Origin of the sequence: Micromonospora sp. NBC_01655 (genome assembly GCF_026339755.1) — a bacterium.
GTDB lineage: Bacteria > Actinomycetota > Actinomycetes > Mycobacteriales > Micromonosporaceae > Micromonospora.
This window is the reverse complement of the sequence record NZ_JAPEQF010000001.1, coordinates 6872816-6892453: the sequence shown is the minus strand read 5'-3', so window position 1 is coordinate 6892453 and position 19638 is coordinate 6872816. Positions and strand designations below refer to the sequence as shown.

General features: G+C 72.5%; 16 protein-coding genes, 1 tRNA gene and 1 pseudogene. 10 read left to right on the top strand and 8 right to left on the bottom strand.

Going from position 1 to position 19638, the window contains the following annotated elements; all coding sequences use genetic code 11:
* Window positions 1–147: 147 nt before the first annotated feature.
* Window positions 148–762, top strand: coding sequence for a kinase (locus OOK41_RS30420; protein WP_266267550.1), 615 nt, complete (start codon window positions 148–150; stop codon window positions 760–762).
* A 52-nt stretch (window positions 763–814) separates the two neighbouring features.
* The gene (locus OOK41_RS30415; protein ID WP_266267549.1) at window positions 815–1384 is read left to right on the top strand and encodes a nucleotidyltransferase family protein; all 570 of its coding nucleotides are present in this window, start codon (window positions 815–817) and stop codon (window positions 1382–1384) included.
* A 190-nt stretch (window positions 1385–1574) separates the two neighbouring features.
* Here OOK41_RS30415 and OOK41_RS30410 read toward each other — a convergent pair whose 3' ends face one another.
* Window positions 1575–2348, bottom strand: coding sequence for a phosphotransferase family protein (locus OOK41_RS30410; RefSeq protein WP_266267548.1), 774 nt, complete (start codon window positions 2346–2348; stop codon window positions 1575–1577).
* A gap of 445 nt (window positions 2349–2793) precedes the next feature.
* On the opposite strand from OOK41_RS30410, the pseudogene OOK41_RS30405 reads away from it, so the two are divergent.
* Window positions 2794–3066, top strand: a pseudogene (locus tag OOK41_RS30405) (transposase family protein); the annotation flags it as partial.
* A 354-nt stretch (window positions 3067–3420) separates the two neighbouring features.
* On the opposite strand, the gene OOK41_RS30400 reads toward OOK41_RS30405, so the two are convergent.
* The 4 genes from OOK41_RS30400 to OOK41_RS30385 are packed head-to-tail and all read right to left on the bottom strand — an operon-like array spanning window position 3421 to window position 11796.
* Entirely contained in the window at window positions 3421–4701 is a 1281-nt protein-coding gene (locus OOK41_RS30400; RefSeq protein WP_117668716.1) for a TIGR02679 domain-containing protein, read from the bottom strand.
* Entirely contained in the window at window positions 4698–8828 is a 4131-nt protein-coding gene (locus OOK41_RS30395; RefSeq protein ID WP_266267547.1) for a TIGR02680 family protein, read from the bottom strand. Before OOK41_RS30395 ends, OOK41_RS30400 begins: the two co-directional genes overlap by 4 nt.
* Window positions 8829–8839: 11 nt before the next feature.
* Complete coding sequence (locus OOK41_RS30390; protein WP_266267546.1) at window positions 8840–10231, bottom strand: TIGR02678 family protein; 1392 nt, start codon at window positions 10229–10231, stop codon at window positions 8840–8842.
* Complete coding sequence (locus tag OOK41_RS30385; protein ID WP_117668719.1) at window positions 10228–11796, bottom strand: TIGR02677 family protein; 1569 nt, start codon at window positions 11794–11796, stop codon at window positions 10228–10230. The genes OOK41_RS30390 and OOK41_RS30385 overlap by 4 nt, the downstream gene beginning before the upstream one ends.
* A 657-nt stretch (window positions 11797–12453) precedes the next feature.
* Here OOK41_RS30385 and OOK41_RS30380 point away from each other — a divergent pair.
* The 4 genes from OOK41_RS30380 (at window position 12454) to OOK41_RS30365 (ending at window position 14533) form a co-directional block, all read left to right on the top strand.
* A complete protein-coding gene (locus tag OOK41_RS30380) occupies window positions 12454–12981 on the top strand; it encodes a DUF6244 family protein (RefSeq protein WP_266267545.1) in 528 nt (175 codons plus the stop codon).
* 185 nt (window positions 12982–13166) lie between these two features.
* Window positions 13167–13577, top strand: coding sequence for a hypothetical protein (locus OOK41_RS30375; protein ID WP_266267544.1), 411 nt, complete (start codon window positions 13167–13169; stop codon window positions 13575–13577).
* 14 nt (window positions 13578–13591) lie between these two features.
* Window positions 13592–14047, top strand: coding sequence for a SitI3 family protein (locus tag OOK41_RS30370; RefSeq protein ID WP_266267543.1), 456 nt, complete (start codon window positions 13592–13594; stop codon window positions 14045–14047).
* A gap of 413 nt (window positions 14048–14460) precedes the next feature.
* Window positions 14461–14533 (top strand) — tRNA-Arg (locus OOK41_RS30365).
* Between the two features lie 171 nt (window positions 14534–14704).
* Here OOK41_RS30365 and OOK41_RS30360 read toward each other — a convergent pair.
* Both OOK41_RS30360 and OOK41_RS30355 read right to left on the bottom strand, forming a co-directional pair.
* Window positions 14705–14899, bottom strand: coding sequence for a hypothetical protein (locus OOK41_RS30360; protein WP_266267542.1), 195 nt, complete (start codon window positions 14897–14899; stop codon window positions 14705–14707).
* Window positions 14900–15152: 253 nt separating this feature from the next.
* Window positions 15153–15329: a hypothetical protein gene (locus OOK41_RS30355; RefSeq protein WP_266267541.1), complete on the bottom strand. Its 177-nt coding sequence runs from the start codon at window positions 15327–15329 to the stop codon at window positions 15153–15155.
* A gap of 167 nt (window positions 15330–15496) precedes the next feature.
* On the opposite strand from OOK41_RS30355, the gene OOK41_RS30350 reads away from it, so the two are divergent.
* A complete protein-coding gene (locus tag OOK41_RS30350; protein WP_117668745.1) occupies window positions 15497–17104 on the top strand; it encodes an amidohydrolase in 1608 nt (535 codons plus the stop codon).
* 209 nt (window positions 17105–17313) lie between these two features.
* Window positions 17314–18180 carry an AraC family transcriptional regulator gene (locus OOK41_RS30345; RefSeq protein WP_266267540.1) on the top strand — a complete coding sequence of 289 codons (867 nt, stop codon included), beginning with the start codon at window positions 17314–17316 and terminating at the stop codon, window positions 18178–18180.
* A gap of 54 nt (window positions 18181–18234) precedes the next feature.
* Here OOK41_RS30345 and OOK41_RS30340 read toward each other — a convergent pair whose 3' ends face one another.
* Window positions 18235–19083: an SDR family oxidoreductase gene (locus OOK41_RS30340; RefSeq protein WP_266267539.1), complete on the bottom strand. Its 849-nt coding sequence runs from the start codon at window positions 19081–19083 to the stop codon at window positions 18235–18237.
* A 122-nt stretch (window positions 19084–19205) separates the two neighbouring features.
* On the opposite strand from OOK41_RS30340, the gene OOK41_RS30335 reads away from it, so the two are divergent.
* Window positions 19206–19559: a helix-turn-helix domain-containing protein gene (locus tag OOK41_RS30335; RefSeq protein WP_323136248.1), complete on the top strand. Its 354-nt coding sequence runs from the start codon at window positions 19206–19208 to the stop codon at window positions 19557–19559.
* Window positions 19560–19638: the final 79 nt, after the last annotated feature.

The following is a 19638-nucleotide window of genomic DNA, read 5'->3' as shown; positions in this document are numbered from 1 at the left end:
CATTCTCACTGATCAGCAGGCCGGGGCCTGGCCGGTGGGTGATGTCGGAGCGAACCCAGCTGACACTCCCCACGAAGCCACCGGCCAATCCGACACCGGTCCCGCAGCCATACCGACATCGCCCGGAGGACCGCCGCCATGAACGATGTGATCCCCACCGGCAACCCCGACACGATCCTGATCTGCATCCGGGGGAACTCTGGTGCAGGCAAGAGCAGCATCGCCCGACAGTTGCGCCTTCGGCACGGCCGCGGCTGCGCCCTCGTCGAGCAGGACTACCTACGACGTGTCCTCCTGCGGGAACGGGACAAGCCCGGAGGGCTGGCACCGGCCCTCATCGAACAGACGGTTCGCATGGCCCTCGACCACGGCTACCACGTGATCCTCGAAGGGATCATGCACACCGCACGGTACCGGCGGATGCTCACGTCACTGCGCGACGCCCACCCCGGCCGGACGCTGTTCGTCTATCTCGACGTGTCCCTGCCCGAGACCCTGCGGCGGCACGAGATGCGCCCGCAGGCCACGGAGTTCACGGCGGACAACATGCGCGACTGGTACGCCCCTCATGACGTCCTCGGCTACGACGACGAGGTCGTCGTCCTGCCTGAGACCACCTCGATGGAGGAAGCCATCCTCCGCATCGCCACCACCGCCGGCCTGCCCCTGACCGGTCGCGATGACGACCTCCTTCCGGCCGTGCCCTGGCCTTCCGAAGCCCTCGCCGTCGCGGCCCGGATCACGCACCGGACCGCACGGTGACCCGAAGACGACGATGCGATGCAGTGCAGGCGGGTGGGCCTAGGGTGGGACCGTGCGGGAGGACGAGCTACGGGACCTGGTCCAGCGCAGTCCGTGGCTGATCCGGGCGCTGGGCGTCGTCCGGGACTCCGGCCTGCCGGACGCCTGGATCGGCGCCGGCGCCGTCCGCGACCTCGTCTGGGGCGAGCGGTACGGCGACGGCTTCGACCCGTCGTCGGCGCGTGACGTCGACGTCGTCTTTCTCGACCTGACGGACCTGGGCCGGGACTACGACGACCGGGCCACCCGGCGGCTAATGGTGGCCTGGCCGGATCCGCCGTGGGAGGCGAAGAACCAGGCCGCGGTGCACACCTGGTATCCGGCGAAGTTCGGCGGCGGCCCGGTGGCCCCGTTGCGCACCATCGCAGACGCGGTCGCCACCTGGCCCGAGTACGCCACCGCCGTGGCCGTACGCCTCGACGCGCACGACCAGATCGCCGTCTGCGCGCCGCACGGCCTCGACGACCTGCTCGACGGGGTGTGGCGGTGCAACCCGACCAGGGTCAGCCCGGAGATCTCCCGGCAGCGACTCGTCCGCCACCGCCCCGCCGAACGCTGGCCCGGCGTCCGCGTCGTGACCTGAGCCGGCGCTCGAAGCCCGCGGAGGGTTGCCGGCGAGGTCTGCGACCTTGGGTCTGGAGCCGTTCCTATCGCACGGCACCATTGAACTTCAGCCGCGGAAATCCTCAACGTGACTCAATCCGGCATGATCGGACGGCACCGCAGCACGCGGCAGATAGCGCCGGGCACTCGTGGCAGGCGACTCGTGCGCCTTACATCCGGGATTTCAACACATCGACTTCGCAACCTGGCGCGGCCGGGTCGAAGCCGTGTTCTACCAGCCAGCGGATCGCCAGCAGGCTTCGCAATGACCACCACGCGCGGATGACGTCGAGGTCGACGTCGGTGCCGTAGCCGGCGAGGACGTCGCCGAGGTGCTCCTCGTGCCCGAGCGTCAAGATGGCGAGGTCGTACAGGGCGTCGCCCTGGCCCGCCTCGGACCAGTCGAGAACGCCGGTGATCTCGTCGTGGTCGACGAACACATGGGCGATCTGCAGATCGCCGTGCATGAACACCGGAGTCCACGGCCGAAGCGCGGCTTCGGCAACCCGGCGGTTACGCGTGACCAGGTCGGCCGGAAGGACCCCGTTCGTGACGAGCCACTCGCATTCACCGTCGAGGCGCGACGCCAAATCGCCGAGGCGGCGACCGGGCCACGGCGGCAACGGCGCATCGTGCAGCCTCCGTGCGGCGGCGCCGGCCGCAGCCCACGCCGCCGAAGACGCGGTCGACGGCTGGCCGAGGCGGCCGAGTGCCCTCCCGGGGAGGGCGGTGAGCGCGAGCACGGGCGGCTTGCGCCACAGGATCTCCGGCGTGGGTATCGGGGCCATCGTCATCGCCTCGACCTCGACGTCGCTGCGGGTCTGATCGGCGTCGATTTTCAGGAACACGTCGCCGACGCGCAGGGTCGCGCGCTCGTGATGGGCGACGACGACCTTGACCTCTTCCACGTCGGCCAGTGTCGCGGAGATGACCACCGACGTCACCGGCTTATCGCGTGTGACTGCGCGGTCGACCGCAGCCCGCTGCGCGGTCGCGTGGCCGACTCGCTCACATCGGCGATGAACGGACGCTTGGTGGGGACGTCACAGTCGGACTCACGGTGGGTCCAAGTGACCCCCGGGTGAGCGCTCCGAGGTTCGCCCGTGGCGGCGCGTACGGTAGGTAGTCGGGCCGACTTCGGTGATCTTCGATGATGTGTGCTCTCCAGCGGATGCCAGCCCGGGTCAACCAATGCCAACGCGGGCCACTGCGGCCGACCGGCGGTCGCAAACCGGGGTTCGTGTGCTCGGGGTGTGGTCCTGGGCTGGGAGAACGGCGGTCCGGGTGACGTGGGTGAACGTGGACCACTCCCTGCCACCCCAGGTGAACCCCAGGTCGCTAAAGAACGTCTCGTAACTCGGTGGCTGGTCCATGGTGGATCATGTCGGGGTGCAGGTGATCTCGGCGGCCCGCCAGGAGTGGATCTTCCCGTTCACCAGGCTGTAGCCCGCCCAGTTCCGCAGGCTGGTCCGGCTGGTCGCCGAGCGTGGTGGAGACACGATCGCTGACGGGCGGCCGGGCCGGCAGTGGTCTCTCGACCTCGCCGACCGGGTACTGCTGGTCGCCGCGTACTGACGCACGAACCTGACGATGCGGCAGATCGGCCCGCTGTTCGGGGTGTCGCACTCCGCCGCCCACCGCCGCCAACTACGCCTGATCGACCTCGACGAGTATCGTCCCGGGCCGTTCACCCTCGACACCGACCGCCTCCCCGGATCCCGCCGTTACATGGCCCCCGAAGAATTCGTCCGCGGCGCCGTCATCGACCAGCGCACCACCGTCTACGCCCTGGGCCGCACCATCCACCACCTCCTCGACTCCCCACACGGCTGGCGCGGCTCCCGCAATCAACAACAGGTAGCCGTATCTGCGAGAGGTCGCGCATTCGATCTGCGGCAGACCTGTGTTCGGTATGCGGGGTGCCGGTGTTCGGCTTGCGGCCGTCGACCGTGGAGATCGAACTCGCCTCTCACGCGACTTGGAACCGACGCCGTAACGTAGTCGTCATCTGGATCATCACCTGGCTGCGGCCGTACGGAGGTCGGCGATGAGCCGGTCGAGCAGGCGTTCCTCCATCACCGCCCGACCCACCCGCCGCATCGACTCGCCCAGCGACTCGTCCCACCGGGTCCGGGTAGGCGTACCGAGCAGGGCCGTGCCGGTGCCGGCCGCCGGCAGGTAGTCAGATGCGGTCATCCGCCACGGGACCGCGCCTGGATACCGCTGAAGAGCCGCCGCCGTCAGCCGTACGCCGGTCCAGTCGAAGTCGTTGCGCCACCGGATCACCGCCCTCTGGGCGGCGCGCAGCAGCGTGTGGACGGCGACCGACGGCACCCCCTCGGTGCAGATCAGCGGCGGGGCCTGCGCCCCGAGCGCGGTGGTGGCCGCGCGGAGCACGGCGGGGTTCTCGCAGACGTGGATCTCGTCGCAGGCCACGGTCAACGGTGCCAGGCGCAGTTGGTGCAGGGTGACCCGGATCGGCACGCCCGCCTGGCTGGCCTCGGTCAGCCACCGCCCGACCAGACCGCCGGTGGCCGGCACGTTGAGCACCAGCACCTGGCTGGCGAGGTCGTCCGGGACCAGCCCGACCGACTCCCACAACGCCCGCTCCCGCTCGCCGTCGACCGGTAGCGTCGTCTGCTGCCAGGCGGCGACGGCACGGAGAACGAGCCCACGAAGCGGTCCTTCGGCGAGGGCCTTCGTGTCGTCCAGCACCCGGTCGGCGAAGACCGGCATCGGTTCGTCGGCTGTGGGCAGCGCGTCCAGGATTCGGACCACGTCCCCGAACGGCAGTCCGGTTCGGACGACGCGGGTGAGGGTGCCGTCGCGGCGCAGGCCGTCGAGCCATTCGGCGTACCAGGCGGTGCCGGCGTGCCGGCCGTCGTGGGCCACGGCCAGGACGGTGTCGCGGGCCACCGCCTCGCCTTTCAGCTCGGCCGGCCGGTCACGCAACGGGGCCATGGCGGTGAGCACGTCGGCCAGGCCGACTCCGTGTGCCGCCCGTAGGTGCTCGTCCACGTCGGTGAGCCGGACGCTGAGGCGGGCCGCCGCAGTGGAGCGGTGGGTGCCGGTGATGCCGATGATCACGAGACGTTCGTCGTCGGTGGGGGCGGCCAGCGTCACGGCGCCGTCGAGCCGGCCGCCGGTGCGTTCCAGGCTGCGCCGTGCGGCCCTCAGCAACCGCCGCCAGCCGGGATGCTCGACCAGGTTCGTCGACCTGCCGGTATCGCCAGGTCGGTCCGGCTGCGCGGACAACGTCTCTCGATCGGGCCGGTCCGGCTGCTGCCCGCCGGTCATTCGTCCACGAGGTCGAGTAGGACGCCGGCCCGGTCGGGTTCACCGCGACCGCCCGGGGCGCGGCGGGTCTCCGGGGAGCCGAGCGCGCGGGCCAGCGTTCCGTCGAAGTCGGCGACGTTGGTCGAGCCGTCCCAGACCAGCAGCACGGTGGACACCGTGTGGTCCACGGCGGAGTGGGACAGGTCGTAGTGGGCGGCGCCGCTGACCGCCGGGTGGGTGGCCCAGAGGTCGTAGCCGGTCATGAAGAGGTCCAGGTCGAACTGCTTCGCCAGCGCCATCAACTCACCTCGGCCGGTGTCGTCCACGCCGGCGAACGCCTCGTCGAGGCCGAGCAGCCGGGGCGCGTCCGGCCGTGCCGAGCCGAACAGCGCGTTGGCGGCGGCGAAGAGTGGCAGGTGCAGGGAGACCGACTGCTCACCGCCGGAGAGCTGGCTGTGCCGGGCCCGGGTCAGCGCCTCGGTGCCGCCACCGGGTCGGTGTAGGGTGAACGCGAACGTTCGCCACTGCCGGTAGTCGAGCACGTCGCCGAGCAGTTCCCGGTACGGCCGCTCGAGCGCTGCCGCCCGCGCCGTCTTGATCCGGGCGGCGAAGTGTCGTCGCATGGCGGTGAGCTGGGCCGGACCGAGCCGGGCCGGATCGCGTTCGAGTAGCTTGCAGACGTCGCGTTGGTCGGCGTCGAGGTCGTCGGCGAGCCGCCAGCCGACGCCGACGGTGAGCCCGGAGGACATTCGTCGGGCCCGCATCTGGCTGTCCATCGCCGCCACCAGGTCGCGGGCCTCGATGGTGCGGTGGTGGATCTGCCGGGCGAGCTGCCCGAGCAGAGCGTCTTCCAGCACCCGCTGTTCGGAGTCGGTGAGCAGTTGCTCCTGGTCGCGGCGCTCGCGGGCGATCCGGTCCGCGAAGTGCGCGACCGGGGTCAGGCCCTGTTCGTCGGCGACCCGGACCACGATCACCCCGTCGTCGGTGTCCCACTCGGGTCGGTGGTCGAGGCCGGCTGCCGGCAGTTGCGCCTGCAACTCGGTCAGCGCGGTGGTTAGCCGGGTGGCGCTCTGTTTGAGTGACGTCTCGGTGGGGCTCAACTCGCGGGTGGCGGCGAGGATCGCCTCGTGCAGGGCTGCCACCTGCGGATCCAGCTCGTCGTCCGGGGCCTGCGCCGGCCAGCGCAGGTCGGTGGGGCAGCGCAGCAGGCCCAGCAGGTCCGGCTGGGCGTACGGGCGTAGACGCTGGGCGTCGTGCTGCGCTTCGGCGACGGCGGCGGTGACGGCCTGCTCGCCCAGCTCCACCCGGGTCAGCGCGGCGACCCGCCGCTCCCGGGCGGCACCGAGCTGGGCACGGGCCTGCTCGACGGCCTGCTCCGCCTCGGTGATCCCGTCGGCGGTCCGGGCCACGTCGGCCAACACCCGCTCCGCGTCGGCGCCGACGCTGTCGCGCAGCGTCCGGTACGCCTCCGCCTTCTCCCGGTGCCGGGAACGGCCGGCGCGGGCGGCGCCCTGTGCGGCGGTGAACCGGTCGACCGCCTCGTCGTGTCGCTGCCCCGCCTGGTCCTCCTGCTCCGCAGCGCGCGCGGCGGTCGGACGCGCGCTCTCCAGGCGTACGCCGCGCTTCTCGAAGCGGTCCACCGCCTCGGCGGTGTCGTCGACGCGGTCGACCGGCAGCGACCGTTCCGCCGCCGTCCGGCGCAGGGCGGTCGCCGCGGCGGCCCGCTCGGCGAGGGTCTGGTCGAGCCGGGCGGCGGCGGACGCGCTGGCCTCCTGCCGAGCGCGCAGCGTCGCGGCCGCCTGGTCCAGCGCGCGCAGCGCCGCGTGGACCGGCGCGGGCGCCGGCAGTTGCCTGGCGGCCGTGTCCACCGCCGCCAGCAGCGCCTCGACCGACTCACGTTCGCGGTCCAGCGTGCCGAGGTCGGCGTCGATGCTCGCCAGCTGCCGGTCGCACTCGGCGACCCGGGTGGCGCGTCGGGCCGCCCGCGCGGTAGCGCCGATGTACTCGCAGGAGGCCTTGGCGAACCGGCCGACGCCGACGCCCTGGGCGTACCGGCCGTTGACCCCGACGGTCACCAGCTCGGCGTTCAACTCGGCGGCCACATCCGCCACCGCCACCGAGGCGAGCACCTCGATGATCCGCCCGGCGGGCACTTCGTCCTGTTCCTCGGCGATCAGCACGTCGGCGAGGGTGGCACCGGTCGGCCGTCGACGCGGCGGGAGCGGCAGCAGGTAGCCGTCCAGGTCGTCGCCGGCCAGCGCGGTCGCCGCGGTCTCGGGGTCCGGGTGCAGCCAGGCGTCCAGCAGCCCGGCGGCGTGCAGAGCCGCCTCGATCGCCGCCGCGTCCGCGCCGGTCACCCCGTCGGTGAAGCGGACCAGCCGCCACAGCGGCGCGCCGGGTCGGCCGGTGCGCGCCGCCGGTCGGGTCACTGGCGCGGACGGGGCGTCGTCGTGTTCGGCGGCGATCCGGTCCCGCTCGGCGGCCACCTCGGCCCGTCGGCCGGCCAGCGTGGTGCGGTGCGCCGCGAGCACCGCGAGCCGGTCCCGTCGCTGGGTCACGGCGGCGGCGGTGGCCTCCGCGTACACCTCCCGGGGAGTCTGCGCGCCCGGCTCGCCGATCGAGTCGACCGCGGCGGCCAGCGGGGTCGCCAGGTCGGAACACCCGATGTCGGCCAGCAGACCGGCGTTGGCCTGCGCCCACTGCCCGATCTGCTCTCGCAGCCGCGTGCGGGCCTGCGCCACGGCGTCCTCGGCATGCCGCTCGGCCTGCTCGGCGTCCGCGGCGGCGGCGGTGGCGCCGGCCGCGTCGGCGGCAGCCCGGGAGTGGTCCCGTTCGGCCTGGTCGTGCCGCGCCACCTGCACGCGGATGGCGCGCACGTCGTCGCGGCGCGCGGCGGCGCGGGCGGCGATCCGGGCCGCCAGGTCGCCCGGCGCGGCGTCGTCGGCGCTCCAGGTGATCCCCGCCGCCTCGGCGTCGAGCGCAAGCTCGGCGGCGAGCCGGTCGGCCGCCGCCCGCGCGTCCCGGGCCGCGACCGTCGCCCGCTCCCATTCGGTACGCCGGCGGGCCACCGTGGCCTCCTCGGCGACGACCGCGGTGTCGGCCCGCTCGGCCGCCTCGGCCAGGTCGTGCACGTGCCGTTCCAGGTCGGCGAGCTGCTCGTGGGACTGGTACGCCGCCGAGGCCTTCAGGCTGTCCAGGTGGGCGCGGAGCCGCCCGGGCTCGCCCCCGACGGCCCACAGCCGGGTGTCTGCCTCGGCCTCCGCCTCGGCCGCCGCGTCGGCCGCACGACGCGCGTCGCCCAGTGCCGCCGACTGGTCGGCGACCGCGTCGCGGCGAGCGGTCAGGGCGTCGGCCGCCGCCCGGGCGTGGGTGCGTAGATAGGTCGAGTAGACCGCCAGGAACGCGGCCGTCGCGGCGTCGGCCGCCACCAACCCCTCGAGGGTACGGGCGACCGCCTCCATGTCGTCGAACGAGCGGGCGGCCTCCACCAGCAGGTGGTCCTCGACCGGGCGCAGCCCGCGCTGCAGGGTGCGGGACAGCTCGACGGGGTTGAGATCCTTGGCCAACTGCGGCTTGCGCAGAGTCAGCACCAGATCCAGCAGTTGCTCGTAGCGGGCCGGACCGAGGCCGAACAGCCGGGCGTCGACGAGCTCCCGGTAGTCCTCCGCCGAGTCCCGCACCGCGTCGGCGCCCAACCGGTCGATCAGGTCGCGGCGGTTCAGCGGCCGGTCGTCGGCGTCCAGCAGGGAGAAGTCCACCCCCACCCGGCCGTCGACCACGAAGTGCCAGCGGGTCACCCGGTCGACGTGGCGGTGGGCCCGCAACCCGATGCCGACCGTTACGTACTGCTCACCGTCGCCGAACTCCATCCACACGTACGCGTACGTGACCTCCTGCCCCCGGTAGAGCAGGTTCGACTTCATCGTCCGGTCCTCGCTGGCGAACGGGTTCAGCCGGCGAGGCTCGATCCGTCCGTCGAGCACGAACGGGAACAGCACCTCCAGCGCCTTGGTCTTGCCGGAGCCGTTCGGCCCGCGCAGCACCAACCATCCGTCGACGAATAGGAACTCCTCGTCCCGGTAGTCCCACAGGTTGATGATCCCGGCCCGGGTAGGGGTGAACCGGCGGACGGCACGTTGCTCGATCACGATCAACTTCCTCAGAACAGGGTCTCGGTCATCGCGCGGGGCTTGACCGCGGCGACGGTGTGGCGGTAACGGCCCACCAGCGGCCGGACCAGCACCCCGCCCGGCACGGCGGTGACCGCGCCGAACCGTTCCAGCAGCGCCATCGCCTCGGCGCGCAGCCGGTCCGGGTCGGCGTGCCACTGGGCCCCGAACGCGGTCCCGTACCGCGCAAGGATCTCGCCGACGGCGGTGCGCAGAAAGCTGTCGGTGACGAACGGCAACCGGCCGGCGCCGTCGCTCTCGTCGGGGCCGCCCTCGTCCCCGGTGGTCCACGGCTCGGCCGGGCCGGTGTCGTCGAGGCGCACCAGGGTGGCCGTGGGCAGGCCGGCGTCGACCTCACCCACCAGCGACTGCTGCCGGCTGTCCCTGTCCGGCGGGGCGAGCCGCTTGACCCGGCGGCCGTCCGGGTCCACGACCCGGTCGGCCATCTCCACCGCCAGCAACACCGCGGCCTGCGCCACCGAGCCGGTGCCCGGGAACCGCTCCCCGGTGAACCCGGCGGTGTCCACCAGCAGCACCCCCTCGGCCTGGCGCTCCACCCGTAAACCGGTCAACCGGGCCACGTCAGCGGCGAGCGCCGACCCGCGCAGATGGTTGGCGACCACCGGATCGACGTCGGCGTGGTAGACGACGGGCGACTCCACCACCGCCCGCCGGGCCGCCTGGGCCGCCAGCCGGCGCTCGGCGTTGCCGCTGCTGGTCATCACCCGGCCGAGCAGCGCCGACACCGACTCGACGTGCTGCACCACCCGGGTCGGCCGGAACAGCGCGAACACCACGTCCCGTGCGACGTCGTACAACGCCTCACCGGCCCCGGGGTCACTGGCCCAGGCGGCGCTGGAGCCGTCGGCCAGCCGGAGCACGCCCCGCTCCTCCAGCCAGCCGACCGCGTCCACGAACGCCCGCCGATCCGGGCCGTGGTCCGGGTCCAGCCCCAGGCCGGTGATCCGGTTCGCGTCGCCGGCCACCGAGTCGGCCAGCTCGCTGAGGGTGATCTGGATCCCGGCGCGGCCCAGCACCGCCAGGCACAACGCCAGGTACGCGTAGCGCTGCCGGTCGAACGGCCGCCCGGTCCGGGACACCGCCGGCTGGGTGCCGTCGAGCTGGTCCTTCACCCGCACCAGCCGGGCCGTCGCACCGTGGAGCTCCAGCCGGTACCCGAACGCCTCGGCGAGATCCCGGCGCAGGGTGGCCGCGAACCGTCGCACCCGGGGCAACGCCCGCTCGTCGGGCCAGGTCGCCGTGATCAGCGGGTGACGCAGCACCAGCCGGACCGCCCGCTGGTAGTCCGCCAACTCCAACTCCGGGACGTCGACGGCGAACCGGTGCGCCGCCGGGCGCAGCGCGCCCGATTCCGCGGTCACGCCGGCACCGGCTCGGGACGGCGGACCGCGGTGTGCTGCGCGGCGGTGACGGTCAGCGCGTACCCGTCCAGATGCAGCCGGCCGTCGACGGTGCGCACCGTGGTGAACCGTCCCGGCGTCGGGGTGAGGGTCAGCCGGACGCCGTGCGCGGCGGCCGCCAGCGGCATCGCGGTCGCGCCACCGACCCGGGCGGCCAGCGCGATGTCTAGCAGGCGCAGCAGGACCTGGGTCTGCGACCCGTCCAGTCGGCCGTTGGTGACCCCCTCGGCGGCCAGCGTCGTCGCCGCTTCGGCCAACCGGCGCTCCCGGGCGAGCTGGTCGCCGCGCAGCCGGTGCCGGCGGTCGTCGACCCGGTCCAGCCGGGCCGGCCGCCCCCGACCCTGCCCTGGTGCCCGCCCGGTGGCCACCAGGGTGCGGGACAGCTCCACCGCTGGCGCCTCCCACCACGACAGCCGGCTCGCGATCACCTCCGGATCCGGGCGCGCCACCCCGACGTGGCGGGGAGCGCCGAGACCGAACACGGCGTCGAACAGGGCGTGCGCGGCCTCCTGGGTGCCGGTGTGGATGAACCACGCGGCCAGGTGCCGCAGTTGCGACTCCCGGCTCACCCCGCCACGGCGGGCCTCGGTTACCCGGCGTAGCAGGGCGAGGACGTCACCGATCGCGGCGATGGTGGCGTCCGACAACCGGTCCGCCTCGCTGAGCTGCTCCGGGCCCGGCGGCGCCAGCCAAGACCGCAGGCCCGCCCAGCGCCGCCGCCAGTCGTCCAGCCGCTGCACCGGGGTGTGAAACAGGCGCTCGTCGGCCTCGGCGGCCGCCTCGATCAGCCGATCCAGCCCGGTCGCCTCCACCTCGTGCACCGCCGCGCGCAGCCGCGGCGTGTAGCGCTGCAACTCGTCGTGGAAGTCCCGCAGGTGAGCCAGCAGCGCGTCCTTGTGGGCGAGGAACGCCTCCGGCCGCACGTCGTTGGTCCGGCCCAGGTCACCTAGCATGTGGTAGAAGCGCGCGGCCCGCTCGGCGATGTCCGCCAACGCCCGGTCCAGCCGGTTGAACTTGCGGTACACCTCCTCCGCGTCCCCGGCATCGTTGGCCGATGCGAGCGCGTTCAGGTCCGCCAGGAGGTCGGCGAAGACCAGCCGGGACAGCGTCGAGTCGTCCATGCTCGCGGACAACACCGTCTCCACCGCCCGGTGAGCCCGGTAGCCCGCCTCGGTGAACTGGTACACCGAGTGCCGGTTGCGGTACTCCGCCAACGTCGTGGCCCGGGAACCGTCCTGCCCCCGGTCGAGCACCCCCCAGTCCACCAGGGCGTCGAGCAGCCGCGGCAGCTCCAACCGGGCCGGATCCGGGCAGTCGGCGTTCGCCTCGTGCAGCGCCGCCAGCGCCGCGGCCACGTCGGAGGTGTGCAGCACGACGTGGTAGCTGGACCGCGCCGAGTCGAAGGCCCGCAGCAACCACAGGTAGGCGAACCGGTTCTCCGCCGTGACATAACCGAACAGCCGCATCCGGTCGTCCAGCCCGAAATCGTCCAGCCCGAAGGTGGGCCGGGATGGCTGCGCGGTCATCGTCTTTCCTCCCGCCGGACTCGAACAGCCACCCACCCTACCCAGCAGGCCCCCAGAACGGGCCGGAGAGTCCCACGCCTCGCAGGTGTTCCTTGGCGGCTTCCGGTTCGCGTCTGAGGTAGCCGCGGTCGAGGCGTCCGTCGTACCAGTCGGCGGCCAGCCGCCACAGGGTGGGCAGCCACCGGCATGCCGCTCTGCGACTGGTGCAGAACAGCTAGAAGCGCGAGCAGCGGCACCATCTCCACCGGCGCGTCGACGAGCCGTCCGAACATCGGGCTGTACTCAAATATCGGTATCAGCGCCGTTTCGTCCGGGCGGTGAGGGCGTCGGCTGCCGGGCACGCGGGTGGGCGGGATCATCCGGCGGATCGGCTCCCGCCGCTGCCGGCGGCCACTGCGCTTGCGATTACCCACCGAGCCTCCCGACGCGCACACCTGCACCGCCGTCCCGTCGATGCTGACATGTCGACAGCCGGACAGGACAGCGACAGACCACCAACGAGCTGGAATCTGGACCGAAAGCCATTCTCGCGGCTGCTCGCATCGCGGCGGCTGTCTGCGGTGCCGACCGCCTCGCGGTGTCTGGTGGCCTCGCGAGGAGCCCGGTAGGTTCAGGTGTCGAGCACTTCCACTTTCATCGATTGGGGATGCCGGCCACGTGTCGCAGATCGAGAAGATCACCGGTGAGCTCCGCGCGTTGATGGCCGGGGTCGAACGCGCGCAGGGGTTGGCAGCCGCCGCTGACAGTCAGGCGCAGGAGGTGGCGTTGCGGGCCGCGGGCGCGGGCTTCGTGGCCGTGGCGGCGGGTGTGGCGCGGGTGCGCAACGCGATCACGGGCATCCAGGGCGGCCTGGGAAGTCTCGCCGGTGCGATCGGTGAAGCGACGAAGGCCACCGCGGCGGTGCCGAACGAGGCCACCCCGCAGGAGACGATCGCCGGGCTGGCGCCCGTGCTGAGCGCCGTGGACGCCGGTCGTGACGCGGCGACCGGGGCCATCACCGGAGTCGGTGAGGCGCAGCAACTCGTCGCCATGGTCCTGCAGGGCGGGCAGCCCGGGCCGCTGCTGCAGGCCCTGGACAGCATCAAGCAGGTCCTGGTGCTGGTCGTTGCGCGCACCGGCGGGGCACGGCAGGCCGTCGAAGCGGCGATCGCGCAGGCCCGGCAGTTGGGGTCGTCGGGAAACTGACAGGGGCTGGCGGTCACCCATTGGCCAGCCCTACCCCTTTCGAGCACGGTGACCCGCCGTCGACACCTCATGCCGCCGGCGACACCACGTCCGCTGACGACGACCACGGCACGTCTTGGACCAGACAGCCAACCGGTGTCCCGGGCGGGACGCCGACCGGTCCGAGAACCAGAATTCCACCCCGGTTGGACGACGAAGGGCGGCGTCCGTTGGAGCTCGAGAACGAATGCGCCGATATAGTCGCCAGCAAGAGCTACCGGGTCCACCAAAACCCCACCAGGCAGGAGATCGCCGACGCCCGGCTTCGTACCGGCGACTCGGGCAACCCGAACAAAGACCCGGACTACCTGGTCGAAGGTCACGTGTTCGACTGCTATTCGCCCACTCTCGGCAAGCCGGTGCGGGGCGTGTGGAGCGAGGTCCGCGCCAAGGTCGACAAGGAGCAGACCCAACGTGTGGTGCTGAACCTGCACGACTGGCACGGAGACCTCGCGGCCCTGCGGACACAGTTCGACACCTGGCCCGTCGAGAGGCTGAAAGAACTCGTCGCGGTAACGCCGAGTGGCGCGATCGTGCAGATCGTCCGTCGAGACTGAGGAGAGGCGCAGAGATGGCTGTCGAGTTCAGGTTGACCCTGGCGGGTGACCTGCCCCTGGACCACGTGGCTGATCTCGTGGCGGTGGACGCCGCCGAGAAGCCCAGGCCGAGCGGCACCAACCCGCGGCTGTTCAGTGCTCGGCTCTACGACACCCGCGGGTACGCGCTGACCGTCTCCTCAGGGAGCCAGGGCTATTTCGATGCCGAGGCCGACGACGGTGCCCGCTGGGAGTGGGAGCCGGAGACGTACGTCGACATCGACTTCTCCATGCGGGCAGACGACGTGGTCGACAAGGGGATCCCGAACATGATGAAGGCCGTGGCCCGGGTGTTGGCCGCCCGGCAGGAGGACGCGGCGCTGGTCCAGAACGGCAACTGGCTCCTGCTGACCCGCGTCGGGGGCGAACTCCGCAGACACCGGCCTACCTGGTGGAGCCACTACGGCATAGACGACCTCATCACCCCATGAGCCAGCCGAGCGCGGGTGACCCGCTGACGAACGACGCGGCTTCGACCCGTCGTCCGTGGTCGACGTCGTCTTCCTCGACCCGACGGACCTGACCCGCGACAACGACGACCAGCCGCCGCGCAGCTGATGGCGACCTGGCCGGATCCCTCGTGGCAGGCGGCGCCCAGCCGGGGAGCGGGCAGCCCCACATGATCTTCGGTGATGTGCGCGGTGTGTGCTCTCCAGCGGATGCCAACCCGGGTGAACCGGTGCCAACGCGGGTCACCGTGGCCGACCGCCGGTCGCAAACCGGGGTTCGTGTGCTCGAGCTGTGGTCCTGGGCTGGGACAACGGAGGTTCGGGGAACGTGGGTGAACGTGGGCCACTCCCTGCCACCCCAGGTGAACCCCCAGGTCGCTAGACTAGGCGCTCGCGCCCCCGTAGCTCAGGGGATAGAGCATCGGTTTCCTAAACCGTGTGTCGCAGGTTCGAATCCTGCCGGGGGCACCTCGAAGATCAACCAGAACGCCTCCTGAACTGCGTGTACTCACTTGCATCGATGTATTGTGTGCAGTGGTATGCCGCCCGGAGCCGCCGCCTGTCGCTGTCCACGGGCTGTTCATGTCGGCCCCCGGCCGGCATCAGCCCGGAACGGCGGGCAACTTGCGGCTCGGATCGTCACGTCCGAGATTCGGTGATCGCTGCTTCGATGCGTAGCCCGATCCCTGTGGCGACGAGGAAGCCCGCGAGGATGTGCGGCTCTGTGGCCCCTGTGTCGGTCGACAGGGTGATGGCCGAGACCAGGAGGCCGGCGACAAGGACCACGTTTCCGAGCAGGCGATTCTTGGATGCGCGCCTCGAAGCAGGGTTCACCTGGCGGACGGTACCGAAGATGCGCTGTCGGCGCTGTCGGGACTTGTACCTGATCAGCGGGGTGGGACGACCGCGAGGGTGGTCGGCACATGGAGGCTGGGGGGATCGGCTGCCGCGCCGCTTCGCGGCTTGCCAGCGGGTACGAGGACCAGGCCGCGGAATGCCGGCGCCGCGCAAAGCCGCCCCGGCCGGAGGGGCCGGGGGCGGAAAGCCGTACGACGCCGGACAGTCGCGCCGAGAGCGGTGCCGAAAGCTAGGGGACGTCGAAGGGCGGCCCGTTCGGCGGCGAGCCGGTTGGCCCGGGCCTCCTCCACGACGGCAGGCGGAGGTCGTCGTACTCGGCGTACTCCCTGCCGTTGAACGTCGCCAGCGGCAGCCGGTCGACCAGGCAGCACGCCGCGATCCAGGAGTCATTCGTCGGCCGGGGCACCTCGCAACTCAGCAGAAGCGGCCAGTGGGCAGCGGATACACCTTCACGTCGGTGGATGGCCATCTGTAGGGATGTGTCGCCACCCGAGGCCCCAGTCCATCGAGCCTCGTCCGATGCCGGTACTAGCATGACTTGGCCCCTGCCCAACCGTCGAATCAGGCAGCCCAATGACCGGTACGGTTTTCGAGAACGCCCAGATCCACACGCTCGACCCCGCCCGTCCGCGCGCGGAGGCGATGCTCGTGCGCGGCGAGCGGATCGTCGCTGTCGGGACCCTCGACGAGTGCCGGGACCGCGCCGGCGGCGGGGCGCGCCGGGTCGACCTCGGCGGGATGACCGTGCTGCCCGGGCTGATCGACAGCCACATCCACTCGGCGCTGTACGTGCGCAGCCTGGAGCAGGTGGACCTGCGCGGTACGGCCAGCCTCGACGAGGCGTTGAGCCGGATCGGGCGGCACGCCGCCACGCTGTCGGCCGACGCCTGGCTCTTCGGTGGCCGTTGGGACAGCAACAAGTGGGCCCGGCCGGTGCAGCCGACGCGGGCCGACCTCGATCGGGTCTGCCCGGATCGTCCCGCCGTGCTGCCCAGCATCGACGGGCACACCACCTGGGTCAACACCGCGGCCCTGCGGCGGCTCGGCATCGACGCCCGCACCCCCGACCCAACCGGTGGGCAGATCGTCCGCGACGAGAGCGGCGAGCCGACCGGCATCCTGCGGGAGGCGGCCGGGGACGCGGCCTACGACATTCTGCGCTCTTCCGTCGCCGGGGACATGGTCGAGCAGTTGCGTACCCACCTGCCCCGGCTGCTCGCCGCCGGCCTCACCAGCGTCCACGATCTCGACGGGCAGGACTGCCGGGCCGCCTACGAGACCCTGTACGCCCGGGGCGAGCTGCCGCTGCGGGTGCACAAGTCGATCCCGTCGACGGCGTTGGACGAGGCGATCGACCTGGGCTGGGCGACCGGCGACGGGGACCGTTGGCTGCGTACCGGGCCGGTGAAGATCTTCACCGACGGGGCGCTCGGCTCGCACACCTGCCTGATGAGCGAACCGTACGACGGCGAGCCGGACAACCACGGTATCGCGGTCACCCCGGCGGAGGAGTTCGAACGACTGGTGGCGAAGGCGGCCGGGGCCGGCATCGCCGTCGCCGCGCACGCCATCGGCGACGCGGCGAACCGGATGGTGCTGCGGGCGTACGCCCGCTGGCAGGAGTCGGCGCGTACCGACCCGACCCTCACCGGGGCGGTACGGCGGCTGCGGCACCGGATCGAACACACCCAGCACCTGCGGCCGGAGGACGTGCCGCTGCTCGCCCGGCTGGGCGTGACCGCCTCGATGCAGCCGACCCACTGCACCAGCGACATCCCCCTGACCAGCAGGATGCTCGCCGGCCGGGACCTCGCCTCGTACGCCTGGCGCAGCCTGCTGGACGCCGGCGCGACGGTGGCGTTCGGCTCGGACGCCCCGGTCGAGGACCCGGACCCGTTCTACGGCATCCATGCCGCGGTGACCCGGCAGCAGCCCGACGGGACCCCGCCCGGGGGAGTGGACCCGCACGAGCGGCTCAGCCTCGACGCGGCGCTGCGCGGTTTCACCGTCGCCGGTGCGTACGCCTCCTACGAGGAGCACCTGAAGGGGCGGCTGCGGCCCGGAATGCTCGCCGACTTCATCGCGTTGCCCGCCGACCCGTACCAGGTCGAGCCGGCGGAACTGCGCGACCTCGCGGTGGCGCTCACCGTGGTCGGCGGGGTCGTGCGCTGGCAGCGCTGACCCGGCGGGCGTCGGGCCGGCCGACCGGCCGGCGCCACCGGCCGGCGCCACGCGGCCGGCGTGCCTCCGGTGCGAGCTGGACCCTCCGCCCGGACCCGGCCCGGGTCGGGACGACCCCGGTGGCACCCCGACCGGTTCGGGCACAGGATGTCGGGTCCGGCGGGGGCCGTCGTTCCTACCGTGGTGAGCGGCAGGGAAGGGAGGTCCGGGTGCTGGACCGGCTGAACGAGGCGTTGGCGTACGTCGAGCGGCATCTCGACCAACGGATCGAGGTGGGCGAGCTGGCGCGGATCGCGGTCACGTCGGAGTACCACTTCCGGCGGATGTTCTCCGCGCTGGCCGGCATCCCGCTGTCCGAGTACGTCCGGCGCCGGCGGCTCACCGTCGCCGCCGCCGAGGTGCTCGCCGGGGAGCGGACGCTGCTGGACATCGCCGTCCGGTACGGGTACGGCTCCGCGGAGGCGTTCGCCCGGGCGTTCCAGGCGGTGCACGGGGTGAGTCCCGGCGCGGCCCGGCGTACCGGCGCGGCGTTGCGGTCACAGCCCCGGATGTCCTTCCGCCTCATCGTCGAGGGGAGCAGCAGCATGCGTTACCGCGTCACCGAGAAGGAAGCGTTCCACCTGGTCGGGCGTAAGGCCCGGGTCCCGCTCGTGCACGAGGGGATGAATCCGGCCATCGTGGCGTTCGTCAGGAGCATCGACAAGGAGACGATCGCCCGGATCGAGGCCCTGTCCGACCAGGAGCCACAGGGGATCGTCAACGTAAGCGACAACATTCCGAGCGGTCGGGAGGAGGGCGTCGAGCTGGACTACTGGCACGGCGTGGTGACCGCCGCCGCCCCGCCGGAGGGCCTGGACGCCATGCCGGTGGCGGCCGGCACCTGGGCGGTCTTCGAGAGCTCGGGCGGGTTCCCGCAGGCGATCCAGTACCTGTGGCGGGACGTCTTCACCGAGTGGTTCCCGGCCAACCCGTACCGCAGTCGGCCCGGGCCGGAGCTGCTCCGGGCCCGGGTGTCGGCGGACGGCAGCCGGGCCGATGCCGAGCTGTGGATCCCGGTCGAGCGGGTTCCGGCCTGAGCCGTCGTCGCCCCGCGCGGGCCAGCAGGGCGCGGGCGGGGCGACGACGCGGGCTCAGAGCGCGGCGCGCAGCGCCTCTTCGAGGGTGGTCGGCCGCCGGCCGATCAGCTTGGCCAGGTCGTCGCCCTCGACGTGCAGCTCGCCCCGGGACAGGCCCCGGTCGCTGTCGGCGAGGACGGCGGCGAACCCCTCGGGCACGCCCGCCCCGGCCAGCACCTCGGCGAACTTCTCCTGGGGAAGGTCGGTGTAACCGACGGCGCGGCCGGTCTGTCGGGACAGCTTCTCGGCCAGCTCGGTGAGGGTGAACGCCTCCCCGCCCAGCTCGTACACCCGGTTGGTCTCTCCGCCGCCGGTGAGCACCGCGGCGGCGGCCTCGGCGAGGTCCGCGCGGGTGGCGGCGCTGACCCGCCCGTCACCGGCCGCGCCGGTCACCCCGTGTTCGAGGTACGTCGGGAGCTGGCCGGTGTAGTTCTCCAGGTACCAGCCGTTGCGCAGGATCACGTACGGCAGGCCGGCGGCGGTGATCTCCCGTTCGGTCGTCAGGTGCTCGCCGGCGAGGATCATGCCGGACCGGTCGGCGTTGGCGATGCTGGTGTACACGACCAGCCCGACGCCGGCCTCGCGGGCGGCGGCGACGACGTTGCGGTGCTGGGCCTCCCGCCGCCCGACCTCGCTGCCGGAGACGAACATCAGCTTCTCGGCCCCGGCGAACGCGGCGCGCAGCGACTCGGGGTCGGCGTAGTCCGCCCGCCGGGTGGCCACCCCGCGTGCGGCAAGAGCGGCAAGCCGGCCGGTGTCCCGGCCGAGCGCCACGATCTCCCCGGCCGGTACGCCCCGACGCAGCAGCGACTCGACGATCAGGCGGCCGAGGTGGCCGGTGGCCCCGGTGACGACGATGGACATGGTGAACTCCTCGCAGGTGTCGGACGATCCGTCGTCCGGTACCAACGGGAAGCTTTTGCCATCACTTCCCGTTGGAGAGTAGGCACCTTGGAGTAAGCCACTATCTGATGGAGAGTGTAGAGGTGGAATCGGACCTCTTCGCCCGTAACTGCGGCAGCCGGCAGGTCATCGACCGGATCGGCGACCGGTGGAGCGTGCTCGTCGTCCTCACCCTCGCCGACGGCGGGAAGCGCTTCACCGAGCTGGCCCGGCGCATCGAGGGGGTGAGCCAGAAGATGCTCACCCAGACCCTGCGCGGGCTGGAGCGGGACGGCCTGGTCACCCGCACCGCGCACGCCACCGTCCCGCCCCGGGTCGACTACGCGCTCACCGAACTGGGGCGCAGCCTGCTCGACCTGGTCTCCGGGCTGGAGGCGTGGGCGACGACCCACCTCGGTGAGGTCGAGGCCGCCCGCGCCCGCTACGACGCCCGCTGACCGGCGCCGTCCCGGTGGTCGGGCGGCCGGCGGGCCGGAGCGGCGGGCCTCGGCGGCGACCGGAACTCTGGCGCGGCCC

Bases quoted from the DNA above. Each gene is read 5' to 3' on its own strand.
- OOK41_RS30400 (WP_117668716.1), bottom strand. From the start codon at position 4,701: ATGACCGGCGGGCAGCAGCCGGACCGGCCCGATCGAGAGACGTTGTCC.
- OOK41_RS30385 (WP_117668719.1), bottom strand. From the start codon at position 11,796: ATGACCGCGCAGCCATCCCGGCCCACCTTCGGGCTGGACGATTTCGGG.
- OOK41_RS30370 (WP_266267543.1), top strand. From the start codon at position 13,592: ATGGCTGTCGAGTTCAGGTTGACCCTGGCGGGTGACCTGCCCCTGGAC.
- OOK41_RS30350 (WP_117668745.1), top strand. From the start codon at position 15,497: ATGACCGGTACGGTTTTCGAGAACGCCCAGATCCACACGCTCGACCCC.
- OOK41_RS30340 (WP_266267539.1), bottom strand. From the start codon at position 19,083: ATGTCCATCGTCGTCACCGGGGCCACCGGCCACCTCGGCCGCCTGATC.